The following is a 26,407-nucleotide window of genomic DNA, read 5'->3' on the forward strand; positions in this document are numbered from 1 at the left end:
TAAGTGAGCAACAACCCGATGGACACCGGGCTGCCGAAGCTTGCTGATCCGATTACTTCTTGGCCGACGGCAGCTTCGAGACGAGCCGCAACGACACGGTCAGTCCTTCGAGCTGGTAATGCGGGCGCAGGAAAAACTTCGCGCCGTAATAACCCGGATTGCCTTCGACTTCTTCCACCACGACTTCCGCACCGGCGAGCGGTTTACGCGCCTTGTCGGCCTCGGTCGCGGTGGCCGGATTGTTTTCCACGTACTGGCCGATCCAGTTGTTCAACCAGATCTGCATATCGCTGCGCTCCTTGAACGAACCGATCTTGTCGCGCACGATGCACTTCAGGTAATGCGCGAAGCGGCAAGTCGCGAACAGATACGGCAGCCGCGCCGCGAGGTTCGCATTGGCGGTCGCGTCGGCATCCTCATATTCGGCAGGACGCTGCAACGACTGCGCGCCGATAAAGGCGGCGAAGTCCGTGTTCTTCTTGTGAATGAGCGGCATGAAACCGTTCTTGGCCAGTTCGGCTTCGCGGCGGTCGCTGATCGCGATCTCGGTCGGACAGGTCATGTCGACACCGCCGTCGTCCGACGGAAACGCGTGCACCGGCAAGCCTTCGATCGCGCCACCCGATTCGATGCCACGAATCTGCGAGCACCAGCCATAGGTCTTGAACGAACGGTTGATGTTGACGGCCATCGCATACGCCGCGTTCGACCATGTGTAGTTCTTCGGATCGCCGCTCGTTTCTTCCTCGAAATCGAACTCCTCGACAGGATTCGTATTCGCGCCGTACGGTGCGCGCGACAGGAAGCGCGGCATCGTCAGGCCGACGTAGCGCGCGTCGTCCGAATCGCGGAACGAGCGCCATGCGGCATGCTCGGGTGTCTGGAAGATTTTCGTCAGATCGCGCGGATTGGCGAGTTCCTGCCACGAATCCATCAGCATCACTGACGGATCGGCAGCACTAATGAACGGCGCATGCGCCGCGGCTGCGATTTTCGCCATCGAACTAAGAAGCTCGACATCCGGTGCGCTGTTGTCGAAGTAGTAATCGGCAACCAGTGCGCCGAACGGTTCACCGCCGAACTGACCGTATTCTTCTTCGTAGATCTTCTTGAACACCGGGCTTTGGTCCCACGCGGTGCCTTTGTATTTCTTGAGCGTCTTGCCCAATTCGTTCTTCGAAACATTGAAGACGCGGATCTTCAGCATCTCGTCGGTCTCGGTGTTGTTCACCAGATAATGCAAACCGCGCCAGGCGCTTTCGAGTGCCTGGAATTCCTCGTTGTGCAGGATCTGATGAATCTGCTCGGTGAGCTTCTTGTCGATCTGCGCAATCAACGCGCCGACGGTGGCCAGCACGTCGTTCGACACGAGATGGGTGCCGGCGAGCGCCTGCACCGCGAGTGTCTTGACGGCCTCTTCGACGGCTTCTTTCGCCTTGTCGGTTTTCGGTTTGAATTCCTTTTGCAGCAGGCTCGCGAACTCGCTGAGCTCAACGGTCTCGCCGCCAGGCGACGCTTGTGATTCGGTACTGGTCTCGGCCATGTGAAACTCCGTCGGTAGCGATTGGGGTTATTCCTGGGGCTTTGGCGCCGAGGTGAGCGCCTGCATCAACGCCGGTTGCTCGAGCAGTTGCGCGATCAGTGTTTCCGCGCCGGTCTTGCCATCCATGTAGGTCAACAGATTGGCGAGCTGCGAGCGCGCTTCGAGCAACTGGTTGAGCGAGCCGACCTTGCGGGCGATTGCCGCGGGCGAGAAGTCGTCCATGCTCTCGAAGGTCATATCGACGGAGAGATTGCCTTCGCCCGTGAGGGTGTTCGGCACCTGGATCGCCACGCGCGGCTTGGTCGCTTTCATCCGCTCGTCGAAGTTGTCGACGTCGATCTCGAGAAACTTGCGATCCGCTACCGGTGCGAGCGGGTCCACCGGCTTGCCGGACAGATCGGCAAGCACGCCCATCACGAACGGGATCTGCACTTTCTTCTGCGATCCGTACACCTCGACGTCATACTCGATCTGGACGCGCGGCGCCCGGTTTCGAGCGATGAATTTCTGACTGCTTTCCTTGGCCACGATGACTCTCCGCTTACGAAGGGGTTGCTGGGATTACTCCGACTGAATGCCGCCCACCTGGCGGACGGATGCCATGCTCTCCGGCGCGAGGTCCGCGACGATTTCGAGGAAACTCATCGTCACGAGGCGCCGTGCGCGCAGCAGCATCAAGGGCACGGGGCTCGACGGCTCGTGGCGCTCGTAGTACGCGCAGAGTTTGTCGAGCAGGCGCGTGACGTCGTCGCGGCCGGTGATTTCGTCCTTGCGTGCAGGGGCGTTCGCGCCGGATTGAGCCGCGTCGCCGTCTGCATGGTTTGCGCCAGCCTCATCGCTTGCCTCGGCTGCATCCACCGGTGCGCGGCGTTGCACGCGCTGAGCCGTGAAATCGCGGGCGCGTTTGAGCAGGCGGGTGAGTTCGGTGAGGTCGATGGCGCGCGCGGCGCCCACCCGTTCCGTGAGCTGCGATTCGATATGTTCGATACGTACGCACGCTTCTTCGAGTACCGCCGCCGATTGCTGCAACACGCCGAGATCGACGTTCAGGAATATCCCTTCGATCAGCGTCATCGTCGGCGCTTCCTCGCCTGCCGGAGCCGGCATCTCGCCGTTGGCGATTTCGATGTCGCGCAGGCTGACGCGCCCTGCCACGCCGGCGTCGACGAGCGGCGCGGTCTTCAGCGTACGCAAAACCGTGGTGGGTTCGATCAGCGCGGCGAGCGCGTTGACGCGCATCGTCGGATCGTTGCCGTCGTCCGGATCGAGTTGGGGATGCACGTGGTCCCAGTTCGCGTCGAGCAAACGGTCCAACACGACGAGACCTTGCGTGAACCCGGCGATGCCCTCGGTTTCGAGCAGCGCGCGGGTCAGGTGGATCGCAATGCGCATATCGCGCGTGCGGGTAAACAGCGCGAGGCAGGCCTTGCGGATCGCCTTCCAGTCAGGCGGCTCGCCCGCAATGACCGTCGCGCCGAATTGCGCCTCTTCCTTGCCCTTGGCGAGTTCTTCGAGCTCGAGAAAAGCCGCGTCGTATTCCAGGTCGCTGCCGCACGGCGCGTCCACGGATAACTCGGTCAGGATTGCATCGGCATCGAACACATTCACCCCTTTTTCTGATTGCGGGATGAATTATTGAGACGGTGCGTTTCCCAAACGTTTCCGTGGTGGCTTGCCTTTGATCCAGATACAGTTTGTGCTGGAACTACGTGTTCAACAAACTCAAAAGCAGAAGCATCGCGAAGGACACCGAACACTTACCGCTTGCTCACATCCGGCACATCCACCCCCGCCGTGCGCGCGACGTTGTACCAGCGGATCGACTCCGCGTAATCGCGTGGCACGTCACCCGAACCGTTTCCGTAGATGTCGCCTAGCTGTTTGGCTGCCTGGCCGCTGCCGCCACGCGCCGCGCGTTTGTAGAGTCGCACCGCGTCGTTGAGTTTGCCTTCGCCTTGCAGCTTCGCCGCCTGCGCAAGCAGATCGGCGGACGACACTTTTGGTTCTGCGGCAGCGGGCGATTCAGTCGGCTTGGCGGCGAGCGTGGGTGCTGCCGTGCCGGGTGACGTTGCCTGCGCGTTTGCCGCGTTTGACTGCGAAGGCGCTGGTGACACAGACGTCGCAGCGGCATGCGTCGCCGGCGCGCTGCTCGCCGGCGCAGCAGTTTGGGCCGCGGTCGTACGCGGCGTCTGAGTCGCAGCAGTGGCGGTCGATGCCGCCGTCGGCGCCGCATTCGGCCTCGCAGCTTTATTCGCACTCGCGACCGCTTCTGACGCGCGGTTCTTCGCGAGCGCCTCGCGCGCGCGGCGCTCGGCGTCGGCGGCGGAAGCCGCTTTCAGACGTGCGGCTTCGCGCTGCGCCGTGTTGGCGCCGCTTGCGTTGCTTGCACCGTTTGTGGCCGTGGCCGCGCTTGTGGCGCCCGAGGCGCTCGCATTGTCCGTCGCGCTTGCCGTTGGCGCTGTCGCAACCCGCGCCTGGGCGCCGGACGCTGCACCTTGCGATGACGATGCGTCCAAGGGTTTCCCAGCCACGAGCGACGATGCTCCATTCGCACTGACCGGCGGTGTCACGCTAGCAGCGGACTCACCACCGCTCACCGGCGCGCTCTGCCTGAGCATGAAGTACCCGCCGCCGCCCACAGCCAGCACCGCCATCGAGGCGACCGCGATCAACGCAGTCCTGCTCCGCTTCTTCGCGACCGGCGCAGTCCGCATCGATCCATCGCCAGAATCCCCGGGCAGACCAGACTGACCCGGCCGGTCAAACGCGAGCCGCGTGCCGCCTTCCGCCACACCCTCGCCACGCACGGCGGACCGCGACGCCGACGAATCGTCGCCATGCAGCTTTGCCAGTTTGCGGCGCGCGAGATCGGCATAGGTTCCGTTCGGAAACTTCGCGATATAAAGCTCGAATTCGTCCGGATCGCTACTGTCCTTGATGGTCTTCCAGAACTCGATCTCGACCGCGCTCGAATCGTTCGCGACGCGCGCGCCGCGCGCCGCGCCGGTCTCACCCGGCGGCCTTGCGCGTGCAGCGGCCACCGCGAGCATGGTCGCCTCGTCCTCGTCGATCGCCTGACCGGCAAGCGCGCGCTGCAAATCTTCCTTGAACGCCCGTGCGTATGGGTAGCGCTCCTCAGGATTCTTCGCGAGCGCGCGGAACACGATTGCGTCGAACACGGGATCGAGCGCCGGATTCTGCACCGACGGCGGCACCGGATCGTCCTGAATGATCTGCCGTTGCACGGCCCAGTGCCCGTCGCCGACAAACGGCCGCTTCATGGTCAGCAACTGATACAGCACGATACCGACGGCGAAGATGTCCGAGCGCGTGCCGACCGGATTGCCCATTGCCTGTTCGGGCGACATGTAGCTAGGTGTCCCGACCATCGTCCCGGCCTGCGTGCCATCGCTGCCGGTATCCGACAGACGCGCGACACCGAAATCGGTCAGCTTCACGCGCATCTGCGCGTCGAGCATCACGTTTGCCGGCTTTACGTCGCGATGCACAATGCCTTGCTCGTGCGCGTAGCCGAGTGCGTCGAGCAATTCGCCGGTCATCCGCACGGCGTCCTTCACGGCGAATTGCGTACCCCTGTCGAAGTACGCCTTGAGCTCCTCGCCGCGAATCAACTCCATCACGATGTAGGCGACGTTGTTCTCTTCGCCGAAATCGAACACGCCGACGATATGCGGATGATTCAGCCGCGCGACGGCCTGCGCCTCACGTTCGAAGCGCACCTGATATTCGGCCGCCATTTCCGGATCGGAAAGCTGGCTCTTGAGAATGGTCTTGATCGCGACAGGCCGGTTCAGCTTCGGGTCGACGCCTTCATAGACGACCCCCATCGCGCCGCGCCCAAGCACGCGCCTGATCTGATATCTGCCGAGTTGTTGTAGCTCTTCCATCGCTGCGGCCGCTCAAGGCGGCGTGCCTCCCATGAAAACGTGCGGAAGATCGATCGACTCACCGGACTCGCGCGCCCGGCGCTGCCAGTACACAGCACACGCATAATCGCGTGCGACGTCGCCCTCGCCGCCGTACAGGTTGCCAAGACGTTTTTGCGCGGGGCCATAGCCCGCAACGGCTGCGATGCCGTACCAGCCGAGCGCTTCTTCGAGCCGGCCGGCCGCGTCGTACAACTGCGCGCAGTGATAGGCGGCGAGCCGGTCCAGCGCGGCGCTGGGTTGCGCGGCGCAGCGCGGATCGTCCATGTGCGCGAGCGGCACACGGTGAGGTGCCTCGGCCGGTTTCTTCTGCTCATGCGCGGACGGCGGTAACGGATAGCCGAGCGAGCAGGCCACTTGTGGCTCCGCGGCAACGTCGGAGACCGTCGTCGCGGCAAGCACAACGGCAATCGCGGCGTTCCTCAATGCGGCAGCGGCGGACGCGGGCGAAATCGTCCACTTCAGGAGGAACGTTGCAAGCAGCGTTGCAAGCGATGCAGCAAGCAATTGCATGAGCCATCTCACGGACGCGTTCACGGACAGACCTCCGCCGCACGCAAGCGCACACTCTCGTCGCGCGGCTCGGCCACGGCATGATCGGCGAGCCGGCACGGCGCCGGCATGCGCACCTCGAGGTCGCCCTCATGCGGATAGGTCTGAACCTGCTCGAGGTCGCCGGCGAATCCATACTTCACCTTCAACGTGAATTCGTCCTCCTGATGCATCTGGTTCACCATCGCCGACTGAATCCCTGCCTGCACCGAGGAAATAGCGCTGATCAGCACGTTGTTGCCGATACACGGGCCCATGTTGACGCGCGCGCAGTTGACCTTCGTGCCGATCGAGAAGCGGGTCTGCTGGCCGTCAGGCAGCAGAAAAAACGCATCGTAGCCAGACACGAGCGACAGCTTGCCGACGTTGTTCAAAACGAACTCGCCCGGCAGCGCCGCGCCGATATTCTGGTTGTCCTTCGCCGTGAGCGTGATGCTGTTCGCGCTCACCGACGCGCCGCTCGCCGTGGTGACGGGACCGCCCGCGACAATCGTGAGCGCGTCGCCGACCACGGTGCCGCCGAAGGTCGTGGCGCCGCCGCTCGTCGTCGACAAGGTGCCGGCCGTGCCGGAGACGGTGAGCGCGCCGCCCGCCGTCACGTTCATCGTGCCCGGCGTCGACAGCGCTAGCGCGAGATCCTGCGCGCTCTTGAGCGAGCCCCCCGCGGCACGCGCCGTGACCAGCGCGCCGAACGTGTTGGCAAGATCGAGGATCAGGTTACCGTTCGGCGTGCTGAGCGTAGTCGCGCCAGTCACCTGGAGCACACCGCTCTGCGTGATGTCGCCGCCCGCGCTCGCGTTCAGCGAAGCCACATTGGACGCGCCGAAGTTCAGCGCGCCCACGCTGTTCACGCTGGCCGGTCCGCCGCTCAATTGCAGCGAGCTGCCGAATTGATTGGCCTGGTTGAGCGTAATCGCGGCGCCACCGGTCGTCGCGATCGAGGTCGTCCCGCTGACCGTCGCGGCAGCAGATTGCGTAACGGCGCCATCCGACTGCAATGTCAGACTCGCAAGCGTCGTTGTGCCGAGCTGGATGCCGCCCGTATCGGCACTGAGGACGAGCGACCCGCCGCCGGTGAACGTGCTCGCGCCGGTGAAATGATTAAAGGCGTTGGCGGCGTTGAGCGTGGAGCCGGCACTGATGTCGAACGTCGCGCCGCGCACGTTGAGCGCACCCGACAAGGTGTTGAGTCCACCGCTTGCGACAAGCGTGCTGCCGTTGAGCAGGCTGAGGTTGTTGCCAAGCGTGGTGCCGGCGAGCGCGAGCGCCGCGCCGCTGCTCACGGTCGCGAGACCGCTGCCGAGCGACCCCCCGGCGCCCATGGCGAGCGTGCCTTGTGCGATCGACGTGCCGCCGGTATAGCTATTGGCGCCGTTTAACGCAACGAGTCCTGCGCCCTGTTTGGTCAGCGACTGTCCTGTGCCGTTGTCGCGAATCACACCGTTCACGGTGAGCGTTGCGTTTGACGCCGCCGATACCGTGCTGCTGCCGCTCAGTGTGATGGGCCCATTCGCGACGCCATTGCCGGCCGTCGTTTCCAGTGTGCCGCCCGCCAGCGTGACGGCATTCGCGAGCGTGTTCTGCAGATCGAGCGAAGCACCGCTGCCGACCACGATCGCGCCGCCCTGCGCGCCTGCCGTGCCGCTGCTCTTCAGCGCGAGCGTACCGCCTGTCACGGCGGTGCCGCCGGAGTACGTCTGGGCCGTATCGAAGCTCAGCGTGCCGGTGTTCTGTTTGCTGACCGCGCCGCCACCGCTGATCGCGCCGTTGAAGGTGCTGTCCGACGCCTGGTCGAAGATGAGGTTTGTCCCGCCGGCGAGCGCAATGTTGCCGTTCAGGCTGGCCGAATTGCCTTGCAGCGCGCCGCCAGTCACGCTTGTACCGCCCGTGAAGCTGCTGACGCCGTTCAGCGTCACTAGGCCCGCCCCACTGGCGACCAGGGCTCCCGCCGATGCGCCGTTGCCGAGCGCGCCGTTGATCGTAAGCACGGCGTTGCTTCCGGTCGAGAAGATGTTGCTGCCGTTGAGCGTCACGGCGCCGTTCACGATGCCGTTACCGGTGGTCGTCTCCAGTGTGCCGCCGTTCAACGTCACCGCATTCGCGACCGAATTCTGCACGTCCAGTGCCGCGCCGCTGCTCACCGTGATCGCGCCGGCCGAAGCACCGGCCGTACCGTTTCCGGTCAGGGCCAACGTGCCGTTCGTCACGCTCGTGCCGCCGGTGTAGGTCTGACTGGTGCCGATCGTCAGCGTGCCGCCATTCTGTTTCGTGACCGCACCGGCGCCGCTGATCGTGCCGCTGAACGTGCCGTTCGATGCCTGATCGAACACCAGCCCCGTCCCACTGGCGAGTGCGATATTGCCTTGCAGGCTGGAGGTATTACCCTGTAGCACGCCGCCTGTCACCGTCGTGCCGCCGCCATAGCTCTGCGCGCCATTGAACGTTAGCGTGCCGGCGTTCTGCTTTTTGACCGCACCCGTCCCACTGATCGAGCCGGTGAACGTGCCGTTCGATGCCTGATCGAACACTAGCGAAGCGTTGTTCGTGATGCTGCCCTGCAGACTCTGCGTGTTGCCCTGTAACGTGCCACCGCTCACCAGCGTGCCGCCGCCGTATGTGTTGACGCCGGTCAGCACCACCGTGCCCAGTCCACTCACGGTGAGCGCGTTCGGTGAACCGCCGCCGCTAATTACTCCACTTACCGTTAGCGTCGCGCCGGAACCGGTTGCAAAAGTGCCGCTGTTGCTCAACGCGACCGGTCCGCTCACGGCGCCGTTGCCGGTCGTCGTTTCCAACGTGCCACCGCTCAGCGTCACTGCATTGGCAAGTGTGTTCTGCACGTCCAGTGCTGCGCCGCTGTTCACCGTGATCGCGCCAGCTGGAGCGCCGGCCGTGCCGCTGCCCGTCAAGGCCAAGGTGCCGCCGTTGATTGTCGTGCCGCCGCTGAACGTGTTGATGCCGGTCAGCATTACCGTGCCCGTGCCGTTCACCACCAGCGCGCCTGCTGGTGCACCGTCGACAACGATGCCGCCAACCGTCAGCGTCGCGTTATTGCCCGTCGAAAACGTGTTGCCGCCGTTCAGCGTCACCTGGCCGTTCACCATGCCGCTGCCGGTCGTCGTTTCCAGCGTGCCGCCGTTCAGCGTCACTGCATTCGCAAGCGTGTTCTGCACGTCCAGCGCGGCTCCGCTGCCTACCGTGATCGAACCTGACTGTACTCCGGCCGTGCCGCTGCCCGTCAGGGCCAGCGTGCCACCGGCGACGTTCGTGCCGCCCACATAGCCTTGCGTCGAGTCGAATGTCAGCGTGCCGGTGTTCTGCTTTGTGACCGCACCCGTCCCACTGATCGTGCCGGTGAAGGTGCCATTCGATGCCTGATCGAACACTAGCGAAGCGTTGTTCGTAATGGTGCCCTGCAGACTCTGCGTATTGCCCTGCAACGTGCCACCGCTCACCAGCGTGCCGCCGCCGTATGTGTTGACTCCCGTCAGCACCACCGTGCCTGGCCCGCTAACGGTAAGCGCATTTGGAGAAACGCCGCCGCTGACTACGCCACTCACCGTTAGCGTTGCACCAGCACCGGTTGCAAAAATGCCGCTGTTGCTCAACGCGACCGGTCCGCTCACGGTGCCGGTGCCACTCGTCGTTTCCAGCGTGCCGCCGTTCAGCGTCACTGCATTCGCGAGCGTGTTCTGTACGTCCAGTGCGGCCCCGCTGCTCACCGTGATCGCGCCAGCCGGAGCGCCGGCTGTGCCGCTGCCCGTCAGGGCCAGGCTGCCGCCGGTAACGTTTGTGCCACCGCTATAACCTTGTGCTGTGTCGAACGTCAGCGTGCCGGTGTTCTGTTTGGTGACCGCACCCGTCCCACTGATCGTGCCAGTGAACGTGCCGTTCGATGCCTGATCGAACACTAGCGAAGCGTTGTTCGTAATGGTGCCCTGCAGACTCTGCGTATTGCCCTTCAACGTGCCACCGCTCACCAGCGTGCCGCCGCCGTATGTGTTGATGCCGCTCAGCACGACCGTGCCAGGTCCGCTAACGGTAAGCGCATTTGGAGAAACGCCACCGCTGACTACGCCACTCACCGTTAGCGTTGCACCAGAACCGGTTGCAAAAATGCCACTGTTGCTCAACGCGACCGGTCCGCTCACGGTGCCGGTGCCGCTCGTCGTTTCCAGCGTGCCGCCGTTCAGGGTCACGGCGTTCGCAAGCGTGTTCTGTACGTCCAGTGCGGCCCCGCTGCTCACCGTGATCGCGCCAGCCGGAGCGCCGGCTGTGCCGCTGCCCGTCAGGGCCAGCGTGCCTCCTGTAACGTTTGTGCCACCGCTATAACCTTGTGCTGTGTCGAACGTCAGGGTGCCGGTGTTCTGTTTGGTGACCGCACCCGTCCCACTGATCGTGCCGGTGAACGTGCCGTTCGATGCCTGATCGAACACCAGCGAAGCGTTGTTCGTAATGGTGCCCTGCAGGCTCTGCGTATTGCCCTGCAACGTGCCACCGCTCACCAGCGTGCCGCCGCCGTATGTGTTGATGCCGCTCAGCACGACCGTACCCGGTCCACTCACGGTGAGCGCATTCGGCGACACGCCGCCACTGATTACGCCACTCACCGTTAGCGTTGCACCGGTACCTGTTGCAAGAATGCCGCTGTTGCTCAACGCGACCGGTCCGCTCACGGTGCCGGTGCCGCTCGTCGTTTCCAGCGTGCCGCCGTTCAGCGTCACGCCATTGGCAATCGTGCTCTGCACGTCCAGCGCTGCGCCGCTGCCTACCGTGATCGCTGAAGTGCCGGCCGCCTGGTTGTCCTTCAGCGTCAACGTGCCGCCCGTGACGCTCGTGTCGCCGCTATAACTCTGTGGACCGTTGAAGATCAGCGTGCCAGTGTTCTGCTTCGTCACCGCGCCAGCGCCGCTGATTGTGCCGCTGAACGTCCCGTTCGATCCCTGATCGAACACCAGCCCCGTGCCCGTAGCGACATTGACGATTCCTTGCAGGCTGGTGGTGTCACCCTGCAATGTGCCGCCCGTTACGCTCGTGCCGCCGCTATAACTCTGTGGACCGCTGAAGATCAGCGTGCCGGTGTTTTTCTTCGTCACCGCGCCAGCGCCGCTGATCGTGCCGCCGAACGTCCCGTTCGATGCCTGATCGAACACAAGGCCCGTGCCAGTGGCAACATTGATACCTCCTTGCAGACTGGAGGTATCACCCTGCAACGTACCGCCCGTCACACTCGTGCCACCGCTATAACTCTGTGTACCGCTAAAGATTAGCGTGCCAGCATTCTCTTTCGTCACCGCGCCGGCGCCACTGATCGAACCACCGAAGGTGCCATTCGATGTCTGATCGAACACCAGCCCCGTCCCACTGCCGACATTAATGCTTCCTTGCAAGCTGGAGGTATCGCCCTGCAACGTGCCGCCTGTGACGCTTGTCCCACCGCTGTAGCTCTGCGTGCCATTGAAGATCAGCGTGCCACTGTTCTGCTTCGTCACCGCGCCCGCGCCACTGATCGTGCCGCTGAACGTGCCATTCGCCCCCTGATCGAACACCAGTCCCGCGCCAGTGGCAACGTTGATACCTCCTTGCAAACTGGAGGTATTGCCCTGCAACGTGCCACCCGTTACGCTCGTGCCACCGCTATAACTCTGTGGACCGCTGAAGATCAGCGTGCCGATGTTTTGCTTCGTCACCGCGCCGGCGCCACTGATCGAGCCACCGAAGGTGCCATTCGATACCTGATCGAACACAAGCCCCGTCCCACTCGCGACATTGATGCTTCCCTGCAGACTGGTGGTATCGCCCTGCAACGTGCCACCCGTGACGCTCGTGCCGCCGCTATAACTCTGTGGACCGCTGAAGATCAGCGTGCCGGCGTTCTCTTTCGTCACCGCCCCCGCGCCACTGATCGAACCAGTAAAAGTGCCGTTCGATGCCTGATCGAACACCAGTCCCGTGCCAGTGAGAAGATTGATGTTTCCTTGCAGACTGGTGCTGTTGCCTTGCAGCGTGCCGCCCTGGACCGTCGTGCCGCCGCTATAACTATTGGCTTGACTCAGCTGAAGCGTGCCGGCGGTCAACGTCAATCCACCGGTGCCCGAAATCGAACTGCCTGCGGACTGGGTAATCAGGTCGCCCGTATTGTTCGAGCCGAGGGTGATCGCTCCCGAACCGGAACTCAGGTTGCCGAGCGTTATGCCACTGGTGCCCTGCGTGCTAGTGTCGGTGCCGGCTTGCATCGATATGCTGCCGCCGTTGGTCGACAGCGAATGGCCGCCCATATCGATCGCCCCACCGGCCATGAGCGATATTGATGCCACAAACGTCGGCGCGGACCCCGTGTTGAGCGCCAGGTCCGCCATGAAGATGATGGAATTTGTAGCAGCAAGCGCGAGGTTGGCAGTCAACGAAAGCCCCACCAGCGTCGACGTCAACACATACGAATCGCCCGTACCACATGTGCCCGGATCCGCGGTCACAATGCACAGGTCCGTCGGATCGAGCAGCAGCGTGCCGCGCCGACCATTCGGCGCGCTCAGATCCACTGTGCCGTCCACGGTCAGCAGACCTTTGCTCGAAATTTCCGCGTTACCGCCATTGCCGGCGTTGGCCCCGCCGCGCGAGACGATCGCTCCGGAAAACTGCGTGCGGTCATTGGACCAGACGACGACCTGCCCGCCGTTACCCTGATCGGTTGCGCTAGCGTCCAGCATGGCCCCTTTCGCGATCGTCGTGGTCGACGCATTCTGCAATGGCCCCGCGCCATGCTCGGCGCCGCCCACCAGGATCGCACCGCCGCCGGCAGGACCGGACGCGTCGAGTTTCGCCGTACCGGCGAGCGCCAGTTGATCGCCGCTCACCGTAATGTTGCCGCCGTGACCACTCGCGCCCGCACCGCTCGCGTCGAGTGTTCCGCTGATCGATACGATGCCTTGAGCGCCGCCGTTCAGTTGAATGTCTTCGCCATCCGAACTGATTGAGCGCGCGCGAATCACCCCGCTGCTGTTGATGACCGTATCGAGCGCACTGTCACGCGCCTGCGCGCTCAGCATCACCGGGCCACCGGAGACAATGGTGCCGCTGTGGGTAATGCTGGCCTTGAACGCACTGGCGTCGACATTCACCGACAAGGGACTCTCGGCATCCAGCGTCATGCTGACCCGGTCTCCTGCAGCCAGTGCAACGCCGCCCGCTGCGCTCACGTTGCCGGCGTTGACGATCTGCGGCGCGATGAAAACGACCGCACCGTCGCGGGCGTTCACCGAGCCCTGATTGACAATGCTGCCCGCAGAACCGCCGTTCTGAAATGTGTAGCGCCCGGCAAGAAAATCGCTATCGGAGATGCCGAGTGTCGACGCGACGAAACTGCCGGTGTTCACCGACGCCCCCGGCGCGAACAACACGCCCGCCGGGTTGACCAGAAAGACCTTGCCGGTCGCCGTGAGGCTGCCGAAGATCGACGAAGGCGAACCGCCCACCACCCGATTGAGTGCGACGGAACTGGCATTCGGCTGAACGAACGTGACGCTGTTACCGTGACCAATTGAAAAGCTCTGCCAATTGATGATCGCGTTACTGCTGCCCTGGTTGACCACCAGTTGCTGGCCATTGGGTTGCGTCACCGTAACGTTGCCCGACACCACCTTGGCGCCGCTGGGCAAAGTCTGCGCGAGAGCGGCCGCACTCGTCAGCAGCAACGCGGGTCCCCATACGAGCGCGAGCACGCTGGGCGCCCACGAAAAGGCGCGCGTGCCGCAATGGCTCTCGTTGAAGCAACGATCGGAGCGACCCGCGTAACTCATCGATCCGTTTTTCCGCGACATCCCGTCTCCCCAGCGCACGGACCTCGGGTCCGCATCAAAAGAACTGCACCCACTGCACCCAGACGCGCGGCGTGTTGTCGTGCGTGTCGGAAGTCGGCTTCCTGCCGCCGTGCCATGCAATGCTGGTGCGGAACAGGTACTTGTTCGGCGCGCCGAAGTTCATGCCGACGCCGTAGCTCAGCAGGCGCACGCTGTTGGACAGGCCTGGATCGGGCGCCGGTGCGTCGCCCGGTTTGGCGTTCGACAGGATGTAGCCGAAATCGAAGAAGCTCGTCAGCACAAAACCGCCCGCGCCGATATGCAGACCCGGCACCGTGTAGCGCAATTCGAGCGTGCTGGCGAAGCCGTCGTCACCAATCGCCTCGCCTTCTGGGTAGCCACGCACGCGGTTCGCACCGCCAAGCGAGAACTTTTCCGCCGCGGTCAGATTCTTCGAGGCGGCCTGGCCAGACGCGGAGAAGAACAAGGCGAGGTTCGGCGCGAGTTGCTGAAGGCGTTGGTAGTCTCCATAGAACTTCGTGAAGAAGCCGTTGGTGTGATAGCCATTCACGCTGGCGTCATCGGTTTTCTCGGCATCGCTGCCAAATCCGAGCGTGCCGAACATCACACCGGCAGTGTAGACGTTGACATAGCCTGTGCCGCGCGAATCGCCGTTCACCTGAGCCTTCAGCCCAATGATGTTCTTCTGCTGCGCAGGCGCACCGCTCTGCTTGTCGTTCAACTGCTCGTAGGTCAGACCCACCTGCGCGAACAGATTCACGTTCTTGCTGCGCTCGATAGGATGGAGTACGAATAGATTGACGACGTCCGCCGTGCCGTGCGCGTTCAGGTCCGCGAACTCCTTGCCGAGCGAATAGTTGAGCCTGCCGTAGTCGACACCCACGCGTGTCCCGAGGTGTCCCACCGGCACGAGGTAGCTCACGTCGCCGAAATCGCTCAGGTTCTGGTTGGTGATGAAGCCCTGCACCGTCAGCAGATCGCCAATCCCGAGCGGACTCACGAGACTGGTTTTGAGCCCTAATCGATAGGCGCCCGCATAGCGGTTGCCGTAATTGTCCACGTCGACTTCGCCGGTGATGCGTTTGGGCTTTTCGGCCAGCACCTCGACTTCGAGATCGGCCGTGCCGACCTGCGCGCCGCGGTTGAGAGTCGAACGAATCACCGCGCCTGGCAGATCGCGAATCAGCAACAAGGGGGTTTCGACGGATTTCTCCGTAATGATGTCGCCTTCCTTCAAACGCGCGTGCAGCATGCCCAACACCTGATCTTCCGTCACGCGTGCTTCGGGCGGATAAGGATGCTTGACGGTGATCTTGCCCAGGCGCCCTTCGAGGATGCCGATCGTCACGACACCATCCGAAATGTTCTGCTTCGGCAGAAACGCGACGGCGAGGAAGTAACCACGCTGGCGATAGAACGCCTTCACCTTGTCGACGATCTCGTTCAGACCGTCCAGGTCTACCTCGTGAAACGCATACGGTGCGAGCAGGGCGGTCAGTTCCTCGCTCGAGATAACGGTGTTGCCGGTAAAGCGAAAACCCTGGGGCGTGAAGCGCAGATCGGGGGCTTCGACCTTCGGCGTCGGCGGCGTCTCCGGCGGCTTGACGACCACGTTCGGGTCGGCCGGCGGCACCTGTGGAGGCGGCTTGATCGCCTCGATCAATTGCCCCGAAGTCGGTGGCGTCGGCGCAGTCTGCGGGAATGCAGGCCATGCGGCACACAGACCTGCCGTCAGCAAGGCTGTGCGATGCAACACGTCAAAGCGCGTCGGCGTCCTGCACGGGAAAAATGGCATTGGATAAAAACCCGGACGGTCGTTTTATGTTTCTTTCGCGTGCGATGCGCCACGCCCCCTGTCCTGCAATTCGCCGCACCTTGAACGAACTGCCTGCAAAGTTCAGCGAGTTGCCGCCATGATGGGAAAGCCGCGTTTCCGAAACGTTTCCGTCCTTGATAGAAGCGCCTCAGCGCCTGTAATACCGATGCGGATGAGCACGGCGGCACGCACAGCGCGAGCATCCTTGCGACGCTCGTTTCACCGCTATGCGTTCGATTTCGGCACACCTTCGAGTGCGAGCCGCGCACTGGCAACGCGCTGATGCGCCCATTGCCGCCGCTCGCGCGAGAGCGATTGATAGGCCGCTTCACGCAGCATCGGATGGCGGAACGCATAGCAGCCCGCCCCCGTCGCCACGATGAGCCGCGCTTGCAGCAGCATGGTCAGTAGCGAATCGATCTCGGCGACACTGCGCCCCGCCGCGTCGGCCAGCAACGCAGCAGTGAAATCCCTGCCGCTGGCAGCGGCGAGTTGCGCCAGCGGTTTGGCGGCGCCCGCGGAATCGATGCGCCCCATCAGCAATTCGTGCAGAGACGGCGGCACGGCATTGGCCGGCATGCGCTCGGCATCGGTCGCCGCGCGGGCGAGCGCCATCAGGTAGAGCGGTACCCCGTCCGCACGCTTCGCGATTTGCGCCTCCGTATCGGGTTCGAGCGCGGCGCCCTGAGTGAGCGACGCGATGAGTTCCATACTCGACTCTGGCGACAGCGGTTTGAGCTGGATGCGGGCGATCGCGGTCGTCGACAGCCATGGCGCAGCAAAGTCGTCGCGCCCCACGAGGATCGGCAGCCGCCGGTGCAATGGCGCCTCAACGAGGCGCGCCACCAGTTGCAACGTGCCAGGGTCGGCCCATTGCAGATCATCGAGACAGATGAGGCCGCCATCCGGCACGGTTTCTTCGAGCAGCGCGAGCAGATGGGTCACAACCGCTTCGGCCTGCCGTGAGGCGCATTCGAGTTGGTTCAAGCGATCGCTGAACACCTTGCTCAAGGCTTCGAGCGCCGCTTGAGCACGTGGCGTGTCGGGTATCGTGGCATCGCGCAGCCAGCGTCGGAACGGATGATAAAGTGTCGTCGCCAATTCGGGCCGGCAGCGCAGTTCGATCGCCGGCACGCCCCGGCTCTTCACAAATTGCCTGACCAGTGATGATTTGCCCGTACCCGCGTCGCCCGTCATCAGCAACGCGCGCATCGATAGCTGAGCGCACTGGCGCAATGCGTGGTTCAACTGCGTCAATTGCGCGTCACGTCCGATCAGCGTGCCGCGCTCGCGCGCCGGCAGCGCGGCGTCGAGCGGCATCGCCAGCAGCGCTTCCACTCTCTCGCCGGTGGAGGCATCGCTGACGAACACCTGGCGCACGGCACGGAAATCGCATTCCGGCAGCAGCTCGGCCGTCGCGTCGCTCATGAGCACTTCGCCGGCGCGCGCGCTGTTGGCGAGCAAGCCGACGATGCGCGTCAGCCGGCAACCGAGATCCGGTTGATTCTCATGGGCCGCGCTGAGCGTCAGCCCGGTGTGGATACCGAATACGATGTCGACGCTGCCGCGCTCGGGTGTACCGATCGCCCCATCCGCCTTGATCGAATCGCGGCATTCGAGCGCGGCTGTCACGGCCTGACGGACCGCGCCTTCATGCGTGACCGGAAAGCCGAAGTACGCGAACATGCCACCGCCTGGCGCGTGCACGATATAGCCGCCCGCTGCCTGCAGAATCGCTTCGCAGCGTTTGCGCGGCGCGACAAGCGCGGCGGCCCAGCTATCCGGATCGTCGCAACGCGGCACGGTCAACTGGCAATACGCGACCGTGATCAGGCGACGCTCCGCCGCCTCGGCAAACATCGGCGCAACCGAGCGTGTCGGCGTCGCGACGAGCGCGAGCGTGTCGCGGTGCGGGGGGACGTCGAGTGCAGCCCGGCAGTGTTCGAGTTCCGCTTGCGCCTCGGTGCGGCGACCGGCGCGCATCAGCAAACCGATCAGCAACTGCCACGCGGATTCATCCCAAGGCTCTTCAACCGTCAGACGGCGAGCGTGGGCGGCCGCACGGGTGAACTCGCCCTGCTGCGCAAATCCTTCAGTCAGGAATCGCCGCAGGCGCGAGATCGCACAACGGTAAGCGACGCGACGCGCGTCCATCCAGCGTTCGAATTCACCGGCGTCATCAATCTGGATATCGGCGAGGAATTCCCCCCGGTAAAGCGCCGCAGTTTCCGACAATGCTTCGAGCTCGGCCGGCGCTGCGCCCGCCGCGGTCTCGACCAGCCGGTCGTCGGGCGGCAACTCGCCAATCGCCACAGACAAGGCGTGGACGTCGACCCACGGAAGCGCGTCCGGCCGCAAGCACAGCAGATCACGATGGATCTCGAAGCACTCTTCGCCGAGCGCGGCTTTCACGTCGAACAGAATGCGTTTGAGCTTGCGCCGCCCGCTCCCGGGCTCTTCGCCGGGCCAAAGCAATTCGGCCAGCCAGTCGCGCGAATGCGCCGCCCCCGGTTGCGACACGAGCCACGCGAGCAGCGCACGCGACTTGTGATACTTCAGTGGGAGTACGGTATCGCCCCGCTCGATACGCATCGGTCCAAGTAACGCGATGCGATTTGCATGTGGCACAGCAAGTTCGTTGCCGTCTGCGCGATAACGCTGAAGCAGCGGCAACACCGCCGCCTGTCCTGCCGGATTTGATTCGATCACGAGCATGTCGTGTCCGCCCCCGCCGTGCGACGCCTCTCAGGTGCATCGCCGGACTGGATGCCTGCTCCAGTTAATTGTGAATGAACTCACCCTGAGTCATCGACCCGGGTTAGTGGTCTTTACTGTCATCAAGTACCGGCGGAGGATCGAATCCCAATTGGGACGGTCCACTTCGTATCCCCGTGGTCACTGAGTTTTCTGGCGCCGCCTGCTGCGACCCTCATGCCTGGTCGCGGCAAGGACTTTTAACAAATAATATTCATCGTACTAATACAAAGCCGGTGCTTGATTTGTATGCCGTGCCGACCTATGAAACCATCGCTACAGCCACCCCGGCCACGCCCAGAAAGGCGGTGCCACATCTCGCGATAAATTCACGCTGGCGGGCCGGCTGCGTTCACCGGCTCATCTCGGTGCGCGTGCCGCCGCTCAGCACGCCCAGATCGCGCGCCGCCTTTGCCGCCTCGCTGATATGACGAATCCGCAGTTTCTCGACGATCTCCGGATAGACCCTTCGGTGTACCTGGTTTGCGGAAAGCTTGAGCGCCTGTGCGATCGGCGCCGCCGCCATGCCGCGGCTCAACATCCGCAGGACTTCGATATCGCGCGCCGAGAGCTTGTATTCGTCGGTAGCGGCACGCGCACGCGCCTCGGCGCGCCACTCCACCAGTTCGGCCGCCAATACCCGCAGCGTGTGACGCCGCCTCAACATCAGATCCTGGCTTCTTGCGTCGCTCATACCCGCGACTAGCAGATACGCGACGAAAGACTCGCCCGCGGTGCGAGCGGGCGAAATCACACCGGTGGAAAAACCTGCCTCGGCAAATGCGTCGAACGTCTGGCGCTGTCCAGCGCTGCGGATCTCGATCTGATCGCCCGGGCACGGCGCGCTGTTCGAACGTGCGTACTCCAGAAACAGGTCATTCATATACCACCGCCGCTGCACGAACTTTTGCAGCAAGGAGAAACAGCCTTCCGACATGAAGTGACACCAGCTGATGCCCTGCTCCCGATTGGAGAGCTGATACGACGCGAAGATGTACTTCGCCGGCGCTTGTCCGCGCGAGGCAAGCACCGTCGATACGCGATGCGCGAGCCTGGGTTCGCTGCGCGTCGCGCGGATCGAGTCGAGGTTGCTCAACCCCATCTGCGAGGTCCTGCCAGTTGTTTCGGTGCGCTCGCGCAGCAACCGTTCGTAACGCTCGAACGCGCGCTGGTAAGCGACTCTCAGCGCGTCGCGATGAGGATCGCTTGCAACGGCCTCCCGCAAGTCATCTGTGCTGCGGATCCGTGTCGAAATGGTGATGCACATGCCATCGGGTTGCACGAGTTGCCGTTCGATCAGTTGTCCATCGGGGCTCGCCATCAACGATAGCCGCAGCCGCTCTTTCGCCGCCCAGGCGGTCTCAACGAACTCCAGGTCCACGGTACAAGATCCCCTTTCGCCGTGCCAGAAGACGCGGGAAGTCCAGCGTTGCCTGAAAATCATGTGCCCGCAGCCGTGGGGAAAATGCGGGGGTGTTGCTTTGCTGCAAGCAGCACATGGACGCGCGACATGCTTGTTGCCACCTTGGGTCACCCGTACGTTCGTTTCTTTCGTCGGTCGTCGAACGATGCGGTCTGCCGTGACCTTAGTGCAAAGCGCGGCGATAGAACATACCTGGAAATGAGTATCCCGACGCCGCTTCAGAAGCCGTTCGATATCCGGCCCGCGAATCTTACGAAGATTGCAAGCAATGCGCATCAGACTAAAGTCCCATGCCGGCGATAAAAATCTGTGGGAGACTCCCGGTGCGAACCGGTCGTGACTTAACGCCAAAGGCACTAGAACAATGAACCCTCAAGCGGCGCCGATAGCCGGGACCTCTTCCCCTTATGCCGATCAGATCTTTGCAGCGCAGATGGCTGCGCTGCGCCGCAACTTCCCCGTCGCGCTCGCGGGCTCGTTGCTCACGGTCGGCCTGATCGTCGTTGTATTGCACGGCAATTTCCCGCTGTACGAACTGCTGAGCTGGCTCGCCGCGAACGCGCTGGTCACGCTCACGCGTGCGGTGCTCGTAGCGCGGTACGCACGCGCGAGCCGGCAGATGGCGTCACTGCGGCGCTGGGAACGCTCGATACGATGGTGCACGGCGCTCGCCGGCGCGCTCTGGGGTCTGCCTTATGCGTACTGGCTGTTTCATGCGCCTTTCGAACATCAGATGTTCCTGATCATCGGCCTGCTCACGCTCGGCACCGGCGCGATTTACGCGTATTGCATTCATCTGCCGCTGCTCTATGCGTTCGAAGTGCCTTATTTCATACCGTCGTTCGCCGCGCTTTCGTTGTTGCCCGGAACGATCGCTCACGCGCTCGGCCTCGCCGGCGTGCTGTACCTGGCGGTCACGTTCGCCTTTGCTCATCGCATGTACCGCACGCAACTCGATTCGCTGCGCATCCGCTTCGAGAACACCGACCTGCTGCAGCGTCTGGCCGTCGAGAAAGAAGCGGCGGAGCGCAGCAATCTGGCCAAGTCGCAATTTCTCGCTTCGGCGAGTCACGACCTGCGTCAGCCAGTTCACGCGCTGAGTCTGTATGTCGGAGTCCTACGCGAACAGCAGTTAAATGCAAAGAGCCGTCAGCTGGTCGATCACATTGGCCGCGCGACCGCGGCGATGGGTAGTCTGTTCGACGGCTTGTTGAACATCTCGCGGCTCGATGCGGGCGTCATCAAGCCGCGGCGCCGCCATTTCCCAATCGACTCGCTGCTCGATCAGATTCAACGCGAGTACGCGCCGCAAGCGGCGGCACGCCGGCTTATCCTGCGTGTGCGTTGCGCCGGCGCGCCTGTCGTCTATTCCGATCCTGTGTTGCTCGACCGCATTCTGCGTAACCTGGTCGACAACGCGATCCGGCACACACGGCAAGGCGGTGTGCTGATCGCGTGCCGTCAGCGCGGCGCGAAGTTGCGCGTGGAAGTGTGGGATACCGGTGTGGGCATTGCGCCCGAGGAACATGGGAGCATCTTTCTCGAGTTCCGCCAACTGAGTAATCCTGAACGGGACCGCAACAAGGGCCTAGGGCTTGGCCTGGCCATCGTGCGTCGCACCGCCGACCTGCTCGGTCATCCGCTTGAATTGCGCTCGCGGCCCGGAAGCGGCAGTGTGTTCGCAATCACGTTGCCGCTCGGCGAAACAGAGTCTGAGGCCGGGTCCGACGGGCCGTTTTCGTCCGCCGCCGATGCGGATCCGGACACAGATGACGACGCCGATAAGCAACGCTCCCAGGGACACCTTATCTTCATTGTCGAAGACGACGCGGACAATCTGCACGGCCTGCAACTGCTGCTGGAAACGTGGGGCTATCGGGTGATGGTCGGCAGCTGCGGCGAAGAGATCTTGCAAGCGGCGCTCGACGCCGCCGAGAAGCCAGCGCTGATCCTATGCGACTTCCGGCTGCGTGATCACGAGACCGGCATCGAAGTCATAGATCGTCTGCACGAGGAGTACGCAGACGACACGATCCCGGCAATGTTGATTAGCGGCGACACCGATCCCTCCCGGCTGATCGAAGCGTCCGCGCACGCGTGGCCGCTGTTGCACAAACCGGTCGACTCGGTTCATCTGCGCCAGGTAATCGCGCAACTGCTCGCGCCCGCTACGCGCGAGCGGGACGGCAACACCGCCTAGCGTGTCAGTTCGGCTTGCCGAATAGCCCGGCACGGCGCGCGATCAGCACCGCTTGCGTGCGATTGATTACGCCGAGTCCGGCGAGGATCGCCGTCATGTGCGCTTTGACGGTTTTCTCGCTCGTACCCAGCCGCGCTGAGATTTCGCTGTTACGCAGGCCGTCGCAGACGAGTCGCAACACTTCGATCTGCCGCGGCGTCAATGCGCCGAGCAAGGCTGCGTCGTCGGATTGAGCGGGGCGGCGCCCGGTTGTATCGATGGCCGCGTAGGCGTGCGGCACGATCTGTTTGCCTGCGATCACGCCGTGGAGCGCTTCCAGCAATGCTTTGCTCGAAGCAGATTTGTGAATGAAGCCGTGGGCGCCGGCGGACAAAGCGGTGTGCACGTCGTCAGGGTCTTCCGAAGCGGACAGCACCAGAATGTGAAGGCCCGGACGCGCTTGCCGAAGACGCCTCAGCAAGGCACTGCCGCCCACGTCCGGCAAGTAGTAGTCCATCATCACAACGCCGATCTCGGTGTGCGCGTCGAGCGCGGCAATGGCCTCGCTGCCGTTGGAAACCGCATGTACGATGAAATCGGGCGCAGCCTGCGTGAGCGCGAGAACGAGCCCTTCGCGAAACATTGCGTGATCGTCGATCAACAGAATTGCTCGCATCGGATCTTCGGTCTCCGTGGATGGACCTGGCAGCGGTCGTGCAGAAAACTGGACAGGGTAAAACAAAAGCAGGAAAACGAAAAAGGCCTTACAAGCAATGCTTGTAAGGCCTTGATTTCTTTGGTCGGGGCGAGAGGATTTGAACCTCCGACCACCTGCACCCCATGCAGGTACGCTACCAGGCTGCGCTACGCCCCGAACAGCTAAAAATTATAACAGACACTTCAGGCGATTAGAACTGCCCCACGCTAACAAAGCCAACTAGTGACTCAACAAATCGATCACGTTCAGCAACTCCTTGCGCAACCGCTCCACGTCGACCGTGCCCGTTGCTGCGGCCGGTGCGGCTACGCCCTCGCCTTCCTCGACCGCCTCTGCCGGTGCACCGTGGGCGCCGCCGCCATGCGAATCCAGCCGATTGCGCGCACCGTTGATCGTGAAGCCCTGCTCGTATAGCAACTCACGAATCCGCCGGATCAGCAGCACCTCATGATGCTGGTAGTACCGGCGATTGCCGCGCCGTTTGACCGGCCTCAACTGCGTGAACTCCTGCTCCCAGTAGCGCAGCACATGCGGTTTCACCCCGCATAGTTCGCTGACCTCACCAATTGTGAAGTAGCGCTTCGCCGGAATCGGAGGCAAGACGACTTTTTCGATCGTCGCTGTCATCGTCAGTTAGCCGTCGTGGTGGGTTGCGCAGGGACGCGCCAATCGATCAGCGCGTGAAGCTCGCTTCAGCGCCGTTCTCGACCAGCGCTTTCAGCTTTTGACTTGCATGGAACGTCACAACGCGGCGCGCGGCGATCGGAATCGCCTCGCCGGTCTTCGGGTTTCTGCCGGGACGCTGGGGTTTGTCGCGCAACTGAAAGTTGCCGAACCCCGACAGCTTCACGCTATCGCCACTCTCCAGCGCGTCGCGGATCACCTCGAAGAACGCTTCGACCATGTCTTTCGCTTCCCGCTTGTTGAGCCCGACATTGTCGAACAGCAACTCGGCAAGTTCAGCCTTGGTAAGCGTCGGCGTTTCGGTGGAAACGGCCGCGGGTGATGTCGGAATATCGCGAATCATGGCGCTACGCTGCGCCGTAAGAAGGGCTTCGAAATCACTCGAGTTCATTTCATTCATATCTATCAAATGGCGCGCCAAGCAGAAACGGAAATTGCGGAAAAATGCCGTGCAAATGTTAACTGCGGGTTATCCACGCAACCGTGCGCCATATACTCGAGCCAGACGTTCCACCAGAGTTTGAATGGCCAGATCGACCGTTTCATCCTGAAGGGTCCCGCCAGTATCTTGCAAGGTCACACGGAACGCAAGGCTTTTCTCATGAGCCGCCAGGCCACCGGAAGTGTTTGATTTTGGACGGAATTCGTCAAATAGCGCAACCTTCTGGACAGCCTTGCAGGCCGCTTCGGACTGAGCCTTCTGGAGCTCGTCCAGCAGCGCCTGCACCTCGATTTTCTGATCGACGACCACTGCAATATCGCGCCGCACCGGCGGGAATTTAGACACGTCCGCCGGAGTCGGCAATACGCGCTGCATTAACGCTTCCGCTTCGATTTCAAACAGAATCGGCGCATGCGGTAAATCATACTTTTGCATCCAGCGCGGATGCAATTCGCCAATCCAGCCCACTGCGCGGCCATTCAGTTCAATACGCGCGCTGCGGCCCGGGTGCAATGCCGGATGCTCCGCTTTCACGAAATGCGCCACGGCCGGCGCGAGCACGGCTTCCAGATCGCCCTTCACGTCGAAATAGTCGACTGCGCGCGTTTGCGCGCCCCATTGCTCTTCGAGCGCGGGACCGTAGGCGAGGCCGCCGATCATCTTGGGCTGCGCGAAACCTTCGATGGTCAACTCGCCTGCCTTGATCGCCGGGTCGTGCAGGAACACGCGGCCGGCTTCGAACACGCGTACGCGATCGGCCGCGCGACGGTTCAGGTTCGTGCGCAGCACATTGATCAGGCTGCCGAACAGCGTCGTGCGCATCACCGACAACTGGCTTGCAATCGGATTGAGCAGACGCACGGGCTTGTCGTTGCCGGCGAAATCCAGCTCCCACTCGGCGTCGACGAAACTGAAGTTGACCGTTTCCGCGTAGTCGCGCGCGGCGAGCGCGTGGCGGATCACGTGGATCGAGCGCTGCGTTTCGTTGGTCGGCAGCATTTCGCTGGTCGCGACCGGCGGACGCGCGGGGATCCTCTCGAAGCCGTAGATACGGGCGACTTCTTCGATCAGGTCTTCTTCGATTTCGATATCGAAGCGGTACGACGGCGGCATCACCGAGAAGGTGTCGCCGTCACGCTCGAACGTGAGGCCGAGGCGCGTGAAGATCTGCGCGATTTCGTCAGCATCGATCTTGATGCCGATGATGCGGTTCGCGCGCGACACACGCATCTTCACCGGTTCACGCTTGGGCACATTGACGATCTGATCGTCCACCGGACCGGCTTCGCCGCCGCAGATATCGAGGATCAGCTGCGTGATGCGTTCGATGTGCTCGACGGTGGTCGCATAGTCGACGCCGCGTTCGAAACGATGACCCGCGTCGGTCGAGAAGTTGTACTTGCGCGAACGGCCGCGAATGCTATCCGGCCACCAGAACGCGGCTTCGAGATAGATGTTGGTGGTGTCGAGCGTAACGGCCGTGCTGTCGCCGCCCATGATGCCGGCGAGGCTTTCGATATGCTGTTCATCGGCGATCACGCCGACGGTTTCATCGAGTTCGACGGTGTTGCCGTTCAGCAGCTTGAGCGTCTCGCCCTTGCGGCCCCAACGCACGTCCATGCCGCCGTGGATCTTGTCCAGATCGAACACGTGCGACGGACGGCCGAGTTCGAGCATCACAAAGTTCGAGATGTCGACGAGTGCGGAAATGCTGCGCTGCCCCGAACGCTCGAGACGCTGCACCATCCATTGCGGCGACTTCGCGCGCGCATTCACGCCACGAATCACGCGGCCCGAAAAACGGCCGCACAGGTCGGGCGCCGAGATTTTGACGGGCAATGTTTCGTTGAGCTTCACTTCGACCGGCTTGATCTCGAGCGGGCGCAGCGGCGCGCCGGTGATGGCCGACGTCTCGCGCGCCACGCCGAACACCGACAGGCAGTCCGCCTTGTTCGGCGTCAGCTTGATTTCGAAAACCGTGTCGTCGAGATTGAGCGTTGCGCGGATGTCCTGGCCGATCGGCGTATCGTCCGGCAGGATCATCAGGCCGCTATGGTCTTCCGAGAGCTTCAGCTCGCGCGCCGAGCACAGCATGCCCTGACTTTCTACGCCACGCAGCTTCGAGAGCTTGATCGCGAAGGGTGTGCCGCCCTCTTCGGCAGGCGGCAGTTGCGCGCCGACCAGCGCCACCGGCACCTTGATGCCCGGCGCGACATTCGGCGCACCGCACACGATGTTCAGCGTCGCGCCCGTGCCGGCGTCGACCTGACATACGTTGAGCTTATCCGCGTCCGGGTGCTTGACGACTTCCAGCACCTGGCCGACGACGATCTTCGAGGTCGGCGGCGCGGCCGGCCGCAGGTCTTCGACTTCGAGACCCGCCATCGTCAACGCGTGCGACAGCTCATCAGTCGTCAGTTGCGGATCGACAAAGGTTCTCAGCCAGGATTCCGGGAATTGCATGGTTCTGTGTACGTTCTGATCAGGTTAGGTCCACGTCCGGCAGGCGGCCCGTTCATTCAATGGGCA

Annotated in this window: 14 protein-coding genes and 1 tRNA gene; 1 reads left to right on the forward strand and 14 read right to left on the reverse strand. The window is 63.0% G+C overall.

Annotation, left to right across the window (positions count from 1 at the left end; all coding sequences use genetic code 11):
• Positions 1-52: 52 nt before the first annotated feature.
• From tssC to BCY88_RS20150, 9 genes are all read right to left on the reverse strand, one after another.
• Positions 53-1,543: a type VI secretion system contractile sheath large subunit gene (gene tssC, locus BCY88_RS20110; protein ID WP_120345960.1), complete on the reverse strand. Its 1,491-nt coding sequence runs from the start codon at positions 1,541-1,543 to the stop codon at positions 53-55.
• A 27-nt stretch (positions 1,544-1,570) separates the two neighbouring features.
• Positions 1,571-2,074 (reverse strand): type VI secretion system contractile sheath small subunit, encoded by a 504-nt coding sequence (gene tssB / locus BCY88_RS20115; protein WP_220669679.1) that lies wholly within the window; start codon positions 2,072-2,074, stop codon positions 1,571-1,573.
• A 30-nt stretch (positions 2,075-2,104) separates the two neighbouring features.
• Positions 2,105-3,151 carry a type VI secretion system protein TssA gene (tssA, locus tag BCY88_RS20120; protein WP_120345962.1) on the reverse strand — a complete coding sequence of 349 codons (1,047 nt, stop codon included), beginning with the start codon at positions 3,149-3,151 and terminating at the stop codon, positions 2,105-2,107.
• Positions 3,152-3,300: 149 nt separating this feature from the next.
• Positions 3,301-5,451: a serine/threonine-protein kinase gene (locus BCY88_RS20125; protein ID WP_120345963.1), complete on the reverse strand. Its 2,151-nt coding sequence runs from the start codon at positions 5,449-5,451 to the stop codon at positions 3,301-3,303.
• A 12-nt stretch (positions 5,452-5,463) separates the two neighbouring features.
• On the reverse strand, positions 5,464-6,003 hold the full coding sequence (locus tag BCY88_RS20130; protein WP_147408533.1) for an SEL1-like repeat protein: 540 nt from the start codon (positions 6,001-6,003) through the stop codon (positions 5,464-5,466).
• Positions 6,004-6,023: 20 nt separating this feature from the next.
• Positions 6,024-13,841 (reverse strand): beta strand repeat-containing protein, encoded by a 7,818-nt coding sequence (locus tag BCY88_RS20135; protein WP_183081406.1) that lies wholly within the window; start codon positions 13,839-13,841, stop codon positions 6,024-6,026.
• 55 nt (positions 13,842-13,896) lie between these two features.
• The gene (locus BCY88_RS20140; protein WP_183081407.1) at positions 13,897-15,618 is read right to left on the reverse strand and encodes a ShlB/FhaC/HecB family hemolysin secretion/activation protein; all 1,722 of its coding nucleotides are present in this window, start codon (positions 15,616-15,618) and stop codon (positions 13,897-13,899) included.
• A 285-nt stretch (positions 15,619-15,903) separates the two neighbouring features.
• Positions 15,904-18,387, reverse strand: a complete 2,484-nt coding sequence (locus tag BCY88_RS20145) for an ATP-binding protein (protein WP_183081408.1) — start codon at positions 18,385-18,387, stop codon at positions 15,904-15,906.
• Between the two features lie 397 nt (positions 18,388-18,784).
• On the reverse strand, positions 18,785-19,813 hold the full coding sequence (locus BCY88_RS20150; RefSeq protein ID WP_183081409.1) for a helix-turn-helix transcriptional regulator: 1,029 nt from the start codon (positions 19,811-19,813) through the stop codon (positions 18,785-18,787).
• Positions 19,814-20,219: 406 nt separating this feature from the next.
• Here BCY88_RS20150 and BCY88_RS20155 point away from each other — a divergent pair, with 406 nt between their 5' ends.
• The gene (locus BCY88_RS20155) at positions 20,220-22,055 is read left to right on the forward strand and encodes an ATP-binding response regulator (protein WP_120345969.1); all 1,836 of its coding nucleotides are present in this window, start codon (positions 20,220-20,222) and stop codon (positions 22,053-22,055) included.
• A gap of 4 nt (positions 22,056-22,059) precedes the next feature.
• Here the strand turns inward: BCY88_RS20155 and BCY88_RS20160 are convergent, their stop codons facing one another.
• From BCY88_RS20160 to pheT, 5 genes are all read right to left on the reverse strand, one after another.
• Entirely contained in the window at positions 22,060-22,710 is a 651-nt protein-coding gene (locus BCY88_RS20160) for a response regulator (protein WP_120345970.1), read from the reverse strand.
• A gap of 121 nt (positions 22,711-22,831) precedes the next feature.
• A tRNA-Pro gene (locus tag BCY88_RS20165) sits at positions 22,832-22,908 on the reverse strand.
• Between the two features lie 63 nt (positions 22,909-22,971).
• Positions 22,972-23,379 carry a MerR family transcriptional regulator gene (locus BCY88_RS20170; RefSeq protein WP_120345971.1) on the reverse strand — a complete coding sequence of 136 codons (408 nt, stop codon included), beginning with the start codon at positions 23,377-23,379 and terminating at the stop codon, positions 22,972-22,974.
• Positions 23,380-23,425: 46 nt separating this feature from the next.
• On the reverse strand, positions 23,426-23,836 hold the full coding sequence (locus BCY88_RS20175; RefSeq protein WP_028200202.1) for an integration host factor subunit alpha: 411 nt from the start codon (positions 23,834-23,836) through the stop codon (positions 23,426-23,428).
• A 69-nt stretch (positions 23,837-23,905) separates the two neighbouring features.
• On the reverse strand, positions 23,906-26,341 hold the full coding sequence (pheT, locus tag BCY88_RS20180; protein WP_120345972.1) for a phenylalanine--tRNA ligase subunit beta: 2,436 nt from the start codon (positions 26,339-26,341) through the stop codon (positions 23,906-23,908).
• Positions 26,342-26,407 lie beyond the last annotated feature (66 nt).

The organism is Paraburkholderia fungorum, assembly GCF_003610895.1.
GTDB classification, from domain to species: Bacteria; Pseudomonadota; Gammaproteobacteria; order Burkholderiales; family Burkholderiaceae; genus Paraburkholderia; species Paraburkholderia fungorum_B.

Coding starts and splice junctions, on each gene's coding strand:
- tssC (WP_120345960.1), bottom strand. CDS start 1,543: ATGGCCGAGACCAGTACCGAATCACAAGCGTCGCCTGGCGGCGAGACC.
- BCY88_RS20125 (WP_120345963.1), bottom strand. CDS start 5,451: ATGGAAGAGCTACAACAACTCGGCAGATATCAGATCAGGCGCGTGCTT.
- BCY88_RS20130 (WP_147408533.1), bottom strand. CDS start 6,003: ATGCAATTGCTTGCTGCATCGCTTGCAACGCTGCTTGCAACGTTCCTC.
- BCY88_RS20135 (WP_183081406.1), bottom strand. CDS start 13,841: ATGAGTTACGCGGGTCGCTCCGATCGTTGCTTCAACGAGAGCCATTGC.
- BCY88_RS20155 (WP_120345969.1), top strand. CDS start 20,220: ATGAACCCTCAAGCGGCGCCGATAGCCGGGACCTCTTCCCCTTATGCC.
- BCY88_RS20160 (WP_120345970.1), bottom strand. CDS start 22,710: ATGCGAGCAATTCTGTTGATCGACGATCACGCAATGTTTCGCGAAGGG.
- BCY88_RS20170 (WP_120345971.1), bottom strand. CDS start 23,379: ATGACAGCGACGATCGAAAAAGTCGTCTTGCCTCCGATTCCGGCGAAG.
- BCY88_RS20175 (WP_028200202.1), bottom strand. CDS start 23,836: ATGAATGAAATGAACTCGAGTGATTTCGAAGCCCTTCTTACGGCGCAG.
- pheT (WP_120345972.1), bottom strand. CDS start 26,341: ATGCAATTCCCGGAATCCTGGCTGAGAACCTTTGTCGATCCGCAACTG.